Source organism: Actinophytocola sp. NPDC049390 (genome assembly GCF_044466355.1).
Taxonomy (GTDB): Bacteria; Actinomycetota; Actinomycetes; order Mycobacteriales; family Pseudonocardiaceae; genus Actinophytocola.
In genome coordinates this window covers 1,355,868-1,371,385 of the sequence record NZ_JBITMQ010000001.1, presented here as the reverse complement: position 1 = coordinate 1,371,385, position 15,518 = coordinate 1,355,868, and the positions used below count along the sequence as shown (strand labels likewise).

The following is a 15,518-nucleotide window of genomic DNA, read 5'->3' as shown; positions in this document are numbered from 1 at the left end:
GGTTCTCCTTCACCGAAGCCCGGCGTCCGTCGCGGACATGAGCGTGCCGGTGTCGCCCGACATCTCCCACACCATCGCGCCGAGCAGCCCCTTCGACCTGATCCAGGCCGTCTTCCGCTGAATCGACCACACGTCGTCGAAGGTCCACCACTGCCCGCCGTTGCCCGTGTGGCAGTACGACGCGACGGCGGCCTCGTCGTGGTGGACGACGCAGTTCGGCACCGAGGCTACGAGGTTGGCGTAACCCCGCGTGCCTGCCTCCTCCGCGAACTGACCGGGCGCGGCACCGGTGGCCTGCTGCCACTCACCGTGCTTCCCGCCGTCGGCGACGCCCTGCCAGCCACGACCGTAGAACGCCAGACCCACCGTCAGTTTCCGTGGACTGACACCGGCGTCGAGGTAGACCTGCACGGCGTTCTCCACACTGAACCTGGTGCTGTACGGGTCATCGACGTCCGCGTGGAGGTTGCCCTGGTGCCCGGTCCGGTTCGGCTCCCAGGAGTTGTCGCTGCCGCTGCCGTGGAAGTCGTAGCCCTGCACGTTCAAGATGTCGAGGTACTGCGCGACCGGCCCCAGTTCCCATCCCGCGGCGATCTTCGCCGGATCGGCCGGGGTGAACGCGGTGAGCTGGTAACGCTTGCCGTGCGTGGCGCCCAGCACGTCGAGCTGCCGACGGAACTCGGCGATCAGCAGGGTGTTGTTCGCCTTGTCGGCCGGGCGCACATGGTTTCCGGGGTGGCCCTCCGCACCCGGCCACTCCCAGTCGAGGTCGATGCCGTCGAAGATGCCCGCCGCGCTGCCGGGGCCGCCCGCGCCGTTGTAGACCGGCAGGTTGCCCTTGATGTAGATGTCGAGGCACGAGCTGACGAACTTCTTGCGTGCGGCGTCGGTGGCGGCCACGTCGGAGAAGTACTTGGAGTACGTCCACCCGCCCAGCGAGATCAGGATCTTCAGGTGCGGGTGCTTCGCCTTGAGCTTCCTGAGCTGGTTGAAGTTCCCGCGCAACTTCTCCCAGCCGGTGTCCGCCACGCCGTCGACGGACTGCGCCGCGCTCATCGGCCTGCCGTAGTCGGCGTCCGCGTCACCCGCGCCGTCGCCCTGGTTGGGGTCCTGCGGGTTCTGCGTGGTGCCTTTCGTGACGCCTTGCAGACAGGTCAGGTTGACCGGGTCGATGTTGCCGAAGGCGTAGTTGATGTGGGTGAGCTTCGCCGCGGCGCCGTTCGTGTCGAGGTCGCGCACGAAGAACTGGCGGCCGTAGATCCCCCACTGGACGAAGTAGCCGACCTTCGCGTACCCGGCGACGATGTCACCCGTGCGGGCGGTCACCGTGTTGCTCGCCGCGGACGTGTTGTCGTAACCGTCCCGCGCGCGGACCAGGAAGGCGTAGGACGTGGATGGCGACAGCCCCTCGATCCGCGCCGTGGTACCGGTTACGGTCGTGGCGAGTACGCCACCCCGGTACACGTCGTAGGCCACCACACCGGTGTTGTCGGTGGCCGCGTTCCACGCGAGGGACACGCTGCCCGAGTCGCTGCCGGTGGACCGCAGGTCGCCCGGCGCCGACGGCGGCTGGGTGTCGTCGGCCGGGTCGTTGGTGCGCGCCGTGAGCGGTGCCGTCGGTGCCGACACGAGACCGTTGGTATCCCTGGCGACGACGGTGAAGCTGTAGGTGGTGTTCGGGCTGAGGCCGGTCACGGTGGCCGTGGTGCCGGTGACCGAGGCGGCCACGGCACCATCCCGCAGCACGTCGTAGCCGGCGACCGGCAGCGACCCGGGCGTGGAAGCGTTCCAGGCCAACGAGATCGTCCTGGTGGTCGTCACCGTGACGCGAAGCTCGCCGGGCGTGCTCGGCGCGGTGTCGGCCGAGCCGTCGCAGTTGGCGCCCGCGATCCGGCATGCCGTCGGGGTGGCGGGCGAGCTGAGCCGGAAGGTCGGGTTGTACGGATAGGTGGTCCGGCCCGGCTGCAGCGTCGCGATGTAGTACGCGGGCGTGAGCGTCACCTCCGTGCCCGTCTGGGTGACGGTGCCGTGCTCGCCGGTGGACGCGGTCACACCGGCGGGCAACCGGAAGGTGATGGACCAGTTGGCGACAGCCGCCGAACTGGAGTTCGCGACCTGGTACGAGCCGGTGGAACCGGTTGCGGAGAAGGTCGCGGTGAGCGGGCCGGCGGCCGCCGCAGGCGGACTCACCGCGACGGAAACCGATGCCACCACAAGGAAGGAGAGGGCAGAACTGAGTAGCCGCAGCATGGTGCGCCTCATGGCCGGTCCTTTGCAGGGGAAGGAGGTCCAGACCATTGACGCTAGCCGCCGGATCCTGAGAGGTCTAGACCACACGACCTCTGGGTCGATCCAGGAACATCCTGCCCGGCCGCGCCCCCGCAGCCCGCGAACTCGAATCGGTCCACTGTAGACGCACTCTGGCAGACGCCCGCGGGGAGCGCCCTTCCTCATCGGAAGGTCCACCTGTGTTCTCCACATTTCGTATCCATGTCTCCGACACCGAGCTGGACGATCTGCGGTCACGACTGCGCCGCTCGTGCTCAGCCACGGCTGACCAAGCAGTTTCGTGGAGATGCCGCAGGCATACCTCACCGCGGAGGAGATCTACGACAAGACGGACGGTGGCTGCGGCGCCATCATGGGCACCCGCCCCGACATCACCGTGCCCGCCGCCTTCACAGTCAGCGCCGAACCCGCCATGACCGGCTTCCCACGGGAGATCGCAGAACGGGGATGCACCGACATCCGTCTCTGGCACACGCCAGAACGCGGCGGCCACTTCATGCCGCTGGAAGAGCGGGCCTTTCCGGTCGGGCGGACGAGTCCGGTCGTCGCAGGGCGGCGAGTGCTACATCACCACTCACCGCGTCGAACCGCCCTCGCGGTGGACCGGCCACAACTAGAGTGGGCCCGTGCAGGAGATGGTGGTCGTCGTACGGGACGTGGGAACGACGTGGGTGGCGCAGACGGCGGCGACGATCCGTGCGGCGGGCTGTCTTGCCGGTCTGGTCAGCGGGCCGGTCACCGGCGACGAGCAGGCCGAGCTGGCCGGTCTCGTCGACCGGTTCGTGGTCGTCGACGACCCGACCGATCCCGGCCTCCTCGCCGCCGCCGCGCGGGAGATCAGCTCGGGGCACCGGCTGAGCGCGTTGTACTCCTCGTCCGACGGTGCGGTCGTCGCCGCGGCGCTGGCCGCGGAGTTGCTCGGCGTCGGGCGCACGCCACCGGCGGGGCTCGCCGCCGCGCGCAACAAGTACGCGACCCGACGGGCCATGGCCGCGGCCGGGCTGCCCACTCCGCCCTTCGCCCTGATGGGCGATGCCGCCGAGGCCGCCGACGTCGCCGACGCGGTACCGCTGCCCGCGGTGATCAAGCCGGTCAACGGGGCCGGCAGCCACCTGGTCCAGCGGGTGACGTCCGTCGAGGAGCTCGCCACCGCCTACCGGGTGATCGCGGACCGGCTGCTGGACACCCCGCAACTGCGGCACCTCTACACCGCCCAGCTCACCGGCACCGGCACCCCGATCGACCCCACCACCACGTTTCTCGTGGAGGGCATGCTGCGCGGCCACGAATACACCGTGGACCTGATCATCCGCGACGGGGAGGTGGAGCTGCTCCCGCTGGTGGACAAGTTCTTCGTCGACGACCGGTTCTTCGAGCGCGGCTTCGTCTGCCCACCCACCGACCTCGATCCCGCCATGGCGCGCGACATCGGCGCGGCCGTGACCGACGCGGTGCTGGCGGTCGGGCTCGACAACACCGTGGCGTGCGTGGAGGTGATCGTCGACGAGGTACTCGGCCCGACGGTCGTGGAGATCAACTGCCGGCCCGCCGGGCAGATCATGGGCACCCTCTACGACCTCCGCATCGGTGTGAACACCGCCGCCGAGGTGATCGGACTGGCCCGCGGCGTCCCCGCCGTCCGCACCGAGCCGAAGCTGCCGATCCCCATCGCCACCCTCACCCTGTTCCCGGAAGGCACCGGCCGCCTGCGCGCGGTGCACGGCCTCGACGACGTCGCCGACCTGCCCGACGTCATCCGAGTCGTCACGTCCGTCGCGCCCGGGGACCTGATCACCGAGGACTACGAGATCTTCGCGGTCAACCTCATCGTCGCCGGGTTCGAGGACGAGGCGGACCTCATGGACATCTACGCCGTGGCCGACAAACTGGTGCGGTTCGAGGTCGAGCCCAGGTAACAGTCGGCCGATTCCTTGCCCGCCAACGACGTGACGCGGTTAGAGTGCCCGGACGATCGGCGTCGGCAGGCGGCGCCGGCGGGGTGAGAGGACTGGGGTGCACGGCTTACCGGACCAGGTGCGGCTCGCCGCCTACGTCGCGTTGCTGCACAGGCTGACCGGCAAGGACACGCTCACCGTCGACGTCGGGGGCCGGGTGATCCGGGCCGACCTTGACGACACGACGACGTTCGCCACCCTCCGTGCCAGGGTCGCGGCCGCCACCGAGCGGGCCGGGCAGACGAACGAGCACACCGACGGGACCTACACCGAGCCGTTGCCCGCCGACCTCGCCGCCCGCCACCGGCTGCTGTTCGACGCCGCGCTCGCGGCACCGGACGCCCCGGTCACCGCGCTGCCGCTGCTCACCGCCGACGAACGGGCGACGGTGACCGCGTGGAGCACCGGCGGTGACCCCGACACCCTGCGCACCGCGCCGTTCGTGCCGGTCCACCGGCAGGTCGCCGACCGGGTCGCCGCCGACCCGGACCGGCTCGCCGCCGCCGACGCCGCCCGCGGCCTCACCTACGCGGAACTGCAGCGCGCGGCGGGCCGGTTCGCCGCCCGGCTTCGGGCCACCGGGGTACGGCCCGGGGACCTGGTGGCCGTCGTGCTCCCCCGCGGGACCGAACTCGTGCTCACCCAACTGGCGATCCTGCGGGCCGGCGCCGCGATCGTGCCGCTCGACCCGGTCAACCCCACCGCCAGGCTCGGCCGGATGCTGGACCGGGCGGGCGCGCGGCTGGTCGTCACGGCCGAGGACCAGGTCGACCGGCTTCCGGCCGGCGTCACCCCGGTGGTGGTGGACTGGGCCGCGCTCGCCGAAGGGCCCGGGATCGACGACGTGGACGTGCACCCCGACCAGCTCGCCTACGTCACGTTCACGTCCGGTTCCACCGGAGAACCCAAGGGCGTCGCGCTCCCCCACCGCGCGCTGACCAGCACCGTCGCCTGGGCTCGGCGGGAACTGGCGCTCACCGCCGACGACCGGGCGGGGATGACCGCCTCCCCCGGGTTCGACGTCAGCGTGCTCGACACGTTCAGCGCGCTCACCGCGGGCGCGAGCCTGCACGCACCGGCCGCCGACCTGCTCACCTCCCCCGCGGACCTGCGCGCCTGGCTGGTGGCCCAGCGGATCACCGTCACGTTCCTGCCGACCCCGCTCGGCACCGGCGCGATCGGCATGACCTGGCCTGCCGACACCGCGCTGCGACTCGTGCACACCGGCGGTGCCGCGCTGCACCGCCACCCGCCGACGGGACTGCCGTTCACGCTGGTCAACCTGTACGGCCTGACCGAGGTCGGGGTGTGGAGCACGAGCGGGATGGTCGAGCCGGACGCCGAGGGCACACCGTCGATCGGCACGCCGACCGACCGGTCCGACGTGCTCGTGCTGGACGTGGCCGGCACCCCGGTACCCGCGGGTGTGCTCGGCGAGGTGCACGTCGGCGGCGTCGGCGTCGCGCGCGGCTACCTCGGCATGCCGGGCCTGACCGCCGACCGGTTCGTGCCGCACCCGTGGCGGCCGGGCGAGCGGGTCTACCGCACCGGCGACCGCGCCCGCTGGCGTGCCGACGGCACGCTGGAGTACGTCGGCCGCACCGACCACCAGGTGCAGAGCAGCGGCGGCGTGCGGATCGAGCTGGGCGAGATCGAGTCGGCGCTCGTCGCCCACCCGGCGGTGACGCAGGCCGTCGCAGCGAAGGTGGACGGGCGGATCGTCGGTTACGTGACCGGCGAGGCCGACGCCGTGGCCGACACAGCGGCGCTGCGCGAGCACGTGACCGAGCGGTTGCCGAGATACATGGTGCCCGCCGAGCTGATCGTGCTGGACCGCATGCCACTCACCCCGACCGGCAAGATCGACCGGCGGGCACTGCCCGCGCCCGGCGCTCGGACGCCGGCAGCCGGGTTCGAGCCGCCACGCACCGAACTGGAACGCAAGCTCGCCGAGATCTGGCGAACCGTGCTCGGCACCGAGCAGGTCGGCATCCACGACACGTTCTTCGACATCGGCGGCAACTCGACCGCGCTGATCCAGGTCTACGGGCACCTGGTGCAGGTCACGTCCCGTGAGGTGTCGCTGCAGGAGCTGTACGAGCACCCGACGATCGCCGCGTTCGCGCGCCACCTCGGCGACACCAACGAACAGGTGCCCGAACCCGCTGCCCCGGAGCGGTCCGGCGGACGTGACCGGGCACGGCTCGCCAGGGCGCGGCGGGATCGGGTCGAAGGGAGCCGCGCACGTGACTGACGAGGAGACCGACCGCGACACCCACATCGCCGTGGTGGGCATGGCGGGCCGGTTCGCCGGCGCACCGAACCTGGACGCCTACTGGGAACTGCTGGTCTCCGGCGGGTGCGCGGTGCGCGAGCTGGACCGCGCGGAACTGCTCGCCGCCGGCGAGGAACCGGCCAGGATGGCCGACCCCGCCTACGTGCACCGGTACGGGCGGCTGGACCGGCCGGAGTGGTTCGACGCCGACTTCTTCGGCTACGCGCCGGTGGACGCCACCCTCACCGACCCGCAGCACCGGGTGTTCCTGGAGACCTGCTGGCAGGCGCTGGAGGACGCGGGCTATCCGCCGTCCGACACCGGCGCGGTCGTCGGCGTGTACGCGGGCTGCTCGCCGTCGCGGTACTGGTCGCTGGTGGGGCGGGACGCCGACCGGTTCCCCGGGCTCGACGACGTGCGGATGGCGATGGTCACCGGCGCGGACCACCTGTGCCTGCGGGTGTCGCACAAGCTGGGGCTCACCGGTCCCAGCATGACCGTCCTGTCGACCTGTTCGACCGCGCTGGTCGCCGTGCACCAGGCCACCCAGTCGCTGCTGTTCGGCGACTGCGACATGGCGCTCGCGGGTGCGGTGTCGGTGCGGATGCCCGCGCTCGGCGGGCTCGCAAGGGCGGGCAGCGTCCTGTCCGCGGACGGTGTGTGCCGGGCGTTCGACGCGAAGGCCAACGGCACGGTGTTCGGCGACGGTGTGGGCGTGGTGGTGCTCAAGCGGTACGCCGACGCGGTGGCCGACGGCGACCACGTCCACGCGGTGATCCGTGGTTCCGCGGTGAACAACGACGGCCGCGACCGGGTCGGCTACGGCGCGCCGGGCGTCGCCGGGCAGACCGCGGTCATCCGGGCCGCGCTCGCCGCGGCCGACGTCGACCCGGCGGACATCGGCTACGTCGAGTCCCACGGCACCGGCACCCCGGTCGGCGACCCGATCGAGGTCACCGCGCTGACCAGGGCGTTCGGCGACGTGCCGCGCGGGCGGACGGTACTGGGCACGGTGAAGCCGAACATCGGGCACACCGACGCCGCCGCCGGGATCGCCGGACTGCTCAAGGTGATCCTGGCGTTGCGGCACGGCGTGCTGCCACCGGCGATCAACGTGACCGAGCCGAACCCGGCGATCGACTTCGCCGCCACACCGTTCGTCCTGCCCGCCGAGCCGACGCCGTGGGAGCGGCGCGGGTCCGCCCGCCTCGCCGGGATCAGCTCGTTCGGCATCGGCGCGACCAACGTGCACCTCGTCGTGGAGGAGCCACCCACACGTCTGGCGGGCGCGCCCCCGGCCGGGCAGCGGCTGCTCCTGCTGTCCGCGCGGACGCCGGTCGCGCTCGACGAGGCCACCGCGGCCCTCGCCGACCACCTCGACGCGCACCCGGAGGTGTCGCTCGACGACGTGGCCCACACGTTGCGGGTCGGGCGGGTGGCGTTCCCGTACCGCCGGTTCGCGGTGGTCACCGACCACGCCGACGCGGTCCGGGTGCTGCGCGGCCACGAACCGGGCAGGGTGGTCACCGGCGGCACGCCGGTGCACGGCACGTCCGGCGAGCCGGTGGACGCGCACGGAGAAGAACCCGCCGAGCTGGGCCGCCGGTGGCTCGCCGGACAGCCGCTGCGCGGACAGCGAGCAGGCCGCCGGGTCCCGTTGCCGACCTACCCGTTCCAGCGGCAGCCGTTCGTCGCCGGGCTGCGCGAACCCGGTACACCGGAACCGGCACCCACACCGCAGCCGCCCGCCGCGGCGGCACCGGTGGTGGACGCGGAATGGACCCGCGACGAGATCGTCGAGACGATCGCGCTGCTGTTCGCAGAGGTGCTGCTCGCGCCCGAGGTGGCACCGGACGACGACTTCTTCGAGCTGGGCGGCGACTCGCTGATCGCCGTCGGCCTGCTCGCCCGCCTGGAGGAGGCCTTCGGCGTGTCGCCACCGCCGGAGGAGCTGTTCGCCGCCCCGACACCTGCTGAGTTCGCGGTCGTTGTCGCCGAGCTGTTGGAGGATCCGCAGTGACCAACCCGCCGACCGGCCGGAGTACGGCCCCGCTGTCGTTCCCCCAGCAGCGCCTGTGGTTCCTCGACCAGCTGCTGCCCGGCAACACCGCCTACACCATCAGCTGGGCGGTGCGGCTGCGCGGCCCGCTCGACCTCGACGCGCTGAGCTGGAGCCTCGACCGGATCGTCGAACGGCACGAGACGCTGCGCACCCGCTTCCCCGCGACGGACGGCGATCCGGTCGCGGTGGTCGAGCCCGCGGGCCACGTCGACCTCCCGGTCACCGGGTGCGGGGACGAGGACGAGGTCCGCGACCGGATCGGCGCGGCCATCGCCACCCCGTTCGACCTGACCGCCGCACCGCCGCTGCGGACGCGGCTCTACCGGCTGGGGCCCGACGAGCACGTCCTGAGCGTCGTCGTGCACCACATCCTCGTCGACGGCTGGTCGACCGGGCTGTTCTTCGGCGAGCTGGCCGCCCTCTACGCCGCGCGTGCCACCGACCAGCCGGACCCGCTCGCGCCGCTGCCCGCCCAGTACCGCGACGTGGCCCGCCGCCAGCTCGAACAGCTCGACGGCGGCGCGCTCGCGGCGACGCTGGCCTGGTGGCGCGAGCACCTCGCGGGCGCACCCGCCCTGCTGAGCCTGCCGACCGACCGGCCGCGGCCGACGGTGCAGACCTTCGACGGCGCCACCCACCAGCTCACGCTGTCCGCCGAGCTGTGGCGTGCGGTCACCGCGGTGGGCAGACCGCACCGGGCGACCCCGTACATGGTGCTGCACGCGGCGCTCGCGGCGCTGCTGCACCGGCTGACCGGGGCGACCGACCTGGTGATCGGCTGCCCCACGGCCGGGCGCACCCGCCCGGAGGACGAGCGGCTGATCGGCATGTTCACCACCACCCTGCCGATGCGGGTCGGCCTCGACGGCGACCCCACCGGCACGCAGCTGCTGGCCCGCACCAGGGAGACCGCGCTCGGCGCGTTCGCGCACGCCGACCTGCCGTTCGAGAAGCTCGTCGAGGAGCTGCGGCCCGAGCGGGTGATGAGCCACAACCCGCTGGTCCAGGTCATGCTGACACTGCAGAACACCCAGGCCCGCGGGGGCGGGGACAGCGGCGGGGACACCGCGGCGGGCGTGTCGATCGAGCACTTCCCGATGGATCTCGACGCCGCGTTCGTCGACCTGTGGCTGGAGGTCCGCCCGCCTGCCACCCCGGACGGTCCGGCGCTGGCCAGGTTCACCTACAAGGCCGACCTGTTCGACGCGGACACCGTCGCCCGCCTCGCCGACCGCTACGAGACGCTCCTGCGTGACCTCACCGAACACCCGGACACCCCGGTGTCCCGGCTCCGGCTGCTGCCCGACACCGAGTACGCCCTCGTGGTCGACCAGTTCGGCGCACCGGCACCGGAGCCGGTCGTGGACGAGACGCTGGCCGAGGTCTTCGCCCGCCAGGCCGCCGAAACCCCGGACGCGGTCGCCGCGACCAGGGGCGACCGGCGGATCACCTACGCCGAGCTCAACCGCGCCGCCAACCGCATGGCGCACCGGCTGCTGGCCGACGGGGTGGGGCCGGACGTGCTGGTGGCCATCTGCGCGGGCCGCGACCTGGAGATGCTGGCCGCCACGCTCGCCGTGCTCAAGGCGGGCGGCGCCTACGTGCCGCTCGACCCGACCAACCCGGACGAGCGGCTGCGGTACGTGCTCGGCGACACCGGGGCGCGGCTGCTGCTCACCGAACGGGCGCTCGCCGACCGGTTCACGGGCTTCGCGGGCGAGGTCGTCGAGCTGGACGGCTGCCTCGCCGAGGACGCCCCCGGCGACACCGAGGACCCGCCCGTCACCGCCACGCCGGACAACCTGGCCTACGTCATCTACACCTCGGGCTCCACCGGCCGCCCGAAGGGCGTGATGATCGCCCACCGGCAGGTGGTCCGGCTGATCAGCGCCGCCGACGCCGACTTCGAGTTCGGGCCGGACGACGTGTGGGCGCTGGTGCACTCGCACGCGTTCGACCTGTCGGTGTGGGAGATGTGGGGCGCGTTCAGCAAGGGCGGCCGGGTCGCCGTCGTGCCCGCCGAGACCGTCCGCGACCACGAGGCGCTGCACGACCTGCTGCGGGCCGAGCGCGTCACCGTGCTCACCCAGACCCCGCCCGCGTTCCGGGCACTGCGCGCGACCATGACCGCGTCCGGGCGGTCCTTCCGCGACCTCGCGATGCGGACGGTCGTGTTCGGCGGCGACGCCCTGCACGTCCGGGAGTTCGAGGACTGGTTCGCCGAGCACGGCGACGCGGTGCCCGCGATGGTCAACATGTACGGCATCACCGAGACCACCGTGCACACCACGTACAAGCTGCTGACCACCGCCGACCTGACCGCGGGCGCGTCGTCGCCGGTCGGCCGCGCACTGGGCGACCTGTACCTGTACGTGCTGGACCGGCACCTGCGGCCGGTACCGGTCGGCGTACCGGGCGAGCTGTTCGTCGCCGGTCCCGGGCTGGCCCGCGGCTACCTGAACCGGCCGGGCCTGACGGCGGACCGGTTCCTGCCCGAGCCGTTCAGCGGCCGGCCGGGCGCGCGGATGTACCGCAGCGGCGACCTGGTGAGGTGGCTGCCGGACGGCGGGCTGGACTACCTCGGCCGGGTCGACCGGCAGGTGAAGATCCGCGGGTACCGCATCGAGCCGGGCGAGGTCGAGTCGGTGCTCCTGGAGCACCCGATGGTGGGCGAGGCGGTGGTGCTGCCGCGCACCGACCAGCACGGCCAGCAGGACCTCGTCGGCTACCTCGCGCCCCGCGCGGGCAGCGACGCGGTCGACGACCTGGTGGACCGGTCGAGCAGCGCCGCGGTCGCGGGCTGGAACGAGGTGTTCGACCTCGCCTTCGGCGGCGAGTCCGACCCGTTCGCCGGGTGGAACTCCAGCTACACCGGCCAGCCCATCGACCGGGAGGCGATGAACGCGTGGCTCGACGACGCGGTGGCGCGGGTCAGGCGGCTGCGGCCGCGCCGCGTGCTCGACGTCGGCTGCGGCACCGGGCTGTTCCTGGAGAAGCTGGCGGGCGAGTGCGAACGCTACGTCGGCACCGACTTCTCCGCCGCGGCACTGGAGTCCGCCCGCAAGCGGGCCGAGGTCGCGGGCCTCGGCCCCGACCAGGTGGACCTGCGCATGCTGGCCGCCGACGCGCTCGGCGAGCTCGCAGGCGAGCGGTTCGACGTGGTGCTGCTCGACTCGGTCGCGCAGTACTTCCCGTCGGTCGACTACCTGCTGCGCGTGCTCGACGGCATCGTGGACCTGGTCGCGCCCGGCGGGCACGTGTTCGTCGGCGACGTGCGCCACCTCGGGCTGCTGGAGGCGTTCCACGTCTCGGTCGAGCGGTACCGCGCGGCGGACACCGACTCGATCGACGACCTGCGGACGCGGGTGGCGCAGCGGGTCGGCGACGAGAACGAGCTGCTGGTCGACCCCGCGCTGTTCCGTGCACTGCCCGCCCGGCTGCCGCGGGTCACCGGCGTGGACGTGCTGCTCCAGCGAGGCCGGTTCGGCACCGAGATGGAACGGTTCCGCTACGACGTCCTGCTGCGGATCGGCCGGGACGCCGCCGAGGGCGCACCGGTGGAGCGGGTGGCCTGGGCGGAGGCCGGGCCGAACGCGGAGCGGTTCCGGGGGTGGCTCACGGAGCGCCGCCCCGCCACCGCCACCGTGCTGGGCATCCCGAACGCGCGCGTCGCCGACGAGCTGCGGGCGGCGGCGCTCCTGTCCGGTGCGGCGGCGCCCGGCACCGTGGGTGAGCTGGGCGCGGTGCTCGCCGACACCGCCGACACCGCGATCGACCCGGAGGACCTCGCCGAGGTCGCCGAGTCGGTGGGCTACCAGGTGTGGCCCAGGTGGTCGGCCACCGAGCCCGGCCACGTCGACCTCACCGTCGTGGCCGGGGACGGGCTGCCGCCCGCCGAGCCGTACGACGAGCCGTCCGGGCGGGTCGACTGGACCCGGTTCGCGAACTTCTGCCTGCGGGACCGGTGGGAAGCCCAGGTGGTGCCCGCGCTGCGCGAGCACCTGGCGGAGCGGCTGCCCGCGCACATGATCCCCGCCCGGTTCGTGGTGCTCGACCGGCTGCCGCTCAACCGGAGCGGCAAGGTCGACCGCGACCGGCTGCCGCCGTCGACGGCCACCCGCGCCGCCGACGAGACGTTCGTCGCGCCCCACGACGAGACCGAGCGCCTGCTGGCGAGCATCTGGGCGGACGTCCTCGGCCTGGACCGGGTCGGCGTGACCGACGACTTCTTCTCGCTGGGCGGCGACTCACTGCGCAGCGTGCAGGTGGTCGGCCGGGCCCGCGCGGAAGGGCTGGTGCTCTCGGCACGGCAGCTGTTCGAGCACCCGACCATCGCGCAGCTGGCTGCCGTCGCACGTCCGGCGGAGACCACTCCGACCGCGGTCGCGCCCACCCCGGCACAACGGCTGCTGGCCGCGGCGGGCGCGGCCACGGTCACGACCGTCGGCGTCACCGTGGCCGGGCCGGTCGATCCCGAGCTGCTCGACGCCGCGTTCGTGTTCCTCGCCCGCAGGCACGACGTGCTGCGCCTCGGACAGGACGGGGACGGCGGCTGGTCGCCCCGGCAGACCGAACCGGCGGTCCGCTGGCTGGCGAACGCGGACCTCGACACCCTTCGCGCCGAGGCCGCCGCACTCGACCCGGCGGCGGGCGCGGTGGCGCTCACCGGCACCGGGGCGGACTCGCGCGCGCCGCGACTTGTGCTCGCCGCGCACCGTGCGGTGCTGGACGAGCGCGGCATCGGGGTGCTGCTCGACGAGCTCGGCCTCGCGTACCGGCAGCTCGCGGCGGGCGCGGCCATCCGGCTGCCCGGCAGGCCCGCCGGGTTCGCCGCGTGGGCGGCCACCCAGCCCGAGGGCACGCCCGTCGAGCCGTTCACCGCCGAGCCGGGGCCGGTCGTCGAGGTGGTGCCGGAGCCCGCGCAGGTCGCCGCCCTCACCGGCCCGCTCGCCGCGGCCTACCGGATGTCGCCCGCCGAGTCACTGCTCGCGGCCACGGTCCTCGCCGCCCGCCATGGCGCGCCCGGCGACGATCGGGTGTGGGTCCGGCGCCGCGCGGACGAGGTTTCCGGCCTCGGCCGGTTCGACCTCGTCCACACCCTGCCCGGCGCCCCGGCCGACGGGGACCTGGACGCCGAGCTGTCCGACCTCAAGGAGAACCTGCGCGCGGCGTCCCCGGCCCGGCTCGCGGAACGCCCGGCGATCATGGTGCACGCGGTCACCGCGCACCCGGCCGACCCGGCCGCGCTGCTGCGTGGCGAGCCGGCGCCGCCGACGGTCGACCGGGTAGCGACCGGCGCGGACGTGCTGCTGCACCAGGACGGCGATCGTGTCACCGTGCACGTCGCCGGACCCGCCGCGGCCGAGGTCGCCGAGCACCTGCTGACCGGACTCGCCGAACTCGCCGAGCACGCCACCCGTCCCGGTGTCGGGTCCTGCACTCCGTCGGACTTCCCGCTCGCCGGGCTCGACCGCCCGACGCTGCGAGCGGTGTTCGGCACCGGAAGCCACCTCGCGGACCTGTACCCGGTCGGCCCGCAACAGGACTGGATGCTGCGCCGCTACCGCGAGCTGGGCGACCGCAGCCTCTACGGGTTCGACCTCACGTGGGCCGGCGACGACATCGACATCGCACTGTGGCAGCGCGCCTGGGAGATCGTCACCGCCCGCCAGCCCGTGCTGCGGGCCGGGTTCGTCACCGAGGGCGTGCCACGCCCGCTGGTGGCCGTCCACCGCGAGGTGCCGGTGCACTTCCAGATCGAGGACTGGCGCCACCTCGACGCCGAGGAGCAGGGCCGCCGCTGGTACGAGCACATGGACCGGCTCTACACCGAGGGATTCGACCTCGCCGAGCCAGGCCAGTCCCGGCACGCGCTGTTCCGGGTGGGGCCGAGCACGTACTGGTGGACGTGGTTCGTCAACTACCTGCTGCTCGACGGCATCTCCTTCTACCGCGCGTTCCACGAGGCGGAGACGGTGTACCGGGCGCTGCGCGAGGGCCGGGAACCCGACCTGCCCGAGACGGTCGAGCACGCGAGCTACATCGACTGGTTCGAACGGCGCGACCGCGCCGGGGACATCGACGCAGATGTCGAACACTGGCGGCGCAGGCTCGCCGGGTTCACCGAGGTAACCCCGCTCGCCGCCGGGCTGGGCGCGCGGCCGGACGCACCTGCCCGGCCACAGCGGACCGGCCGGGCGACCATGTTGTCCCGCAAGCTGAGCACGGCGCTGCGGGTCGCCGCACGACGCCACCAGCTCACCCTGTACTCGCTGTTCCAGGCGGCGTGGTCGCTGGTGCTGCACGACGCCACCGGCGAGACCGACGTCCTGTTCGGCAACGTGGTCGCGGGCAGGCCCGACGAGGTGCCCGGCGCCGACCGGATCGTCGGGTACTGCAACCTGCACCTGCCCGCCCGGGTCGCCGTCACCCCCGGCGCGCCGCTGCTGCGGTGGCTGCGCGGGCTGCAGGCCGAACAGGTCGACGACCGGGCACACCAGTGGGTTCCGCTGCGGCGGATCACGGACGCCGGTGCGGTGTCGGGCGGCGGGGCGCTGTACGAGTCGTGCCTGTTCTTCATGGACGGCCCGTTGCGCGCTGCACCCGCGTCCCCCCTCTGGCGGCGGGTCATCGGCGCGGCCAACACCGAGCACCCGCTGCGCGTGGTGATCGGACCCGCGGAGTCGATCTCGATGAGCCTGGTCTACAACCCGGGCACGTTCCCAGACGACCGGATGGACCTGGTGCTGCGCAAGGTGACCGCGGCGCTCGTGGCGATGTCCCGCTCCCTGGACGGCACGGTGGCCGACGTTCTCGCCGCGATGGCCGACCCGCCGGAGGTACCGGTGATCTCACGGGAGAGCCAGTTGCGGTTCAACCAGGCATCGCCCGCGACCAACCCGGTCCTGGACCTGACCGGCGGCTGACCGGCCGGTGC

General features: G+C 73.2%; 5 protein-coding genes. 4 read left to right on the top strand and 1 reads right to left on the bottom strand.

Translation table 11 applies throughout. The annotated features are described in order from the left end of the window. Nucleotides 1-9: 9 nt before the first annotated feature. A complete protein-coding gene (locus tag ACIBVP_RS06055; protein WP_396104941.1) occupies nucleotides 10-2,250 on the bottom strand; it encodes a glycosyl hydrolase family 18 protein in 2,241 nt (746 codons plus the stop codon). 674 nt (nucleotides 2,251-2,924) lie between these two features. On the opposite strand from ACIBVP_RS06055, the gene ACIBVP_RS06050 reads away from it, so the two are divergent. From ACIBVP_RS06050 to ACIBVP_RS06035, 4 genes are all read left to right on the top strand, one after another. Further along, a complete protein-coding gene (locus tag ACIBVP_RS06050; RefSeq protein ID WP_396104940.1) occupies nucleotides 2,925-4,205 on the top strand; it encodes an ATP-grasp domain-containing protein in 1,281 nt (426 codons plus the stop codon). A gap of 97 nt (nucleotides 4,206-4,302) precedes the next feature. Beyond that, nucleotides 4,303-6,498 carry an amino acid adenylation domain-containing protein gene (locus ACIBVP_RS06045; RefSeq protein WP_396104839.1) on the top strand — a complete coding sequence of 732 codons (2,196 nt, stop codon included), beginning with the start codon at nucleotides 4,303-4,305 and terminating at the stop codon, nucleotides 6,496-6,498. Beyond that, a complete protein-coding gene (locus ACIBVP_RS06040) occupies nucleotides 6,491-8,539 on the top strand; it encodes a beta-ketoacyl synthase N-terminal-like domain-containing protein (RefSeq protein ID WP_396104838.1) in 2,049 nt (682 codons plus the stop codon). Before ACIBVP_RS06045 ends, ACIBVP_RS06040 begins: the two co-directional genes overlap by 8 nt. After that, on the top strand, nucleotides 8,536-15,507 hold the full coding sequence (locus ACIBVP_RS06035) for an amino acid adenylation domain-containing protein (protein WP_396104837.1): 6,972 nt from the start codon (nucleotides 8,536-8,538) through the stop codon (nucleotides 15,505-15,507). Before ACIBVP_RS06040 ends, ACIBVP_RS06035 begins: the two co-directional genes overlap by 4 nt. Nucleotides 15,508-15,518: the final 11 nt, after the last annotated feature.

Bases quoted from the DNA above. Each gene is read 5' to 3' on its own strand.
- ACIBVP_RS06050 (WP_396104940.1), top strand. From the start codon at position 2,925: ATGGTGGTCGTCGTACGGGACGTGGGAACGACGTGGGTGGCGCAGACG.
- ACIBVP_RS06055 (WP_396104941.1), bottom strand. From the start codon at position 2,250: ATGCTGCGGCTACTCAGTTCTGCCCTCTCCTTCCTTGTGGTGGCATCG.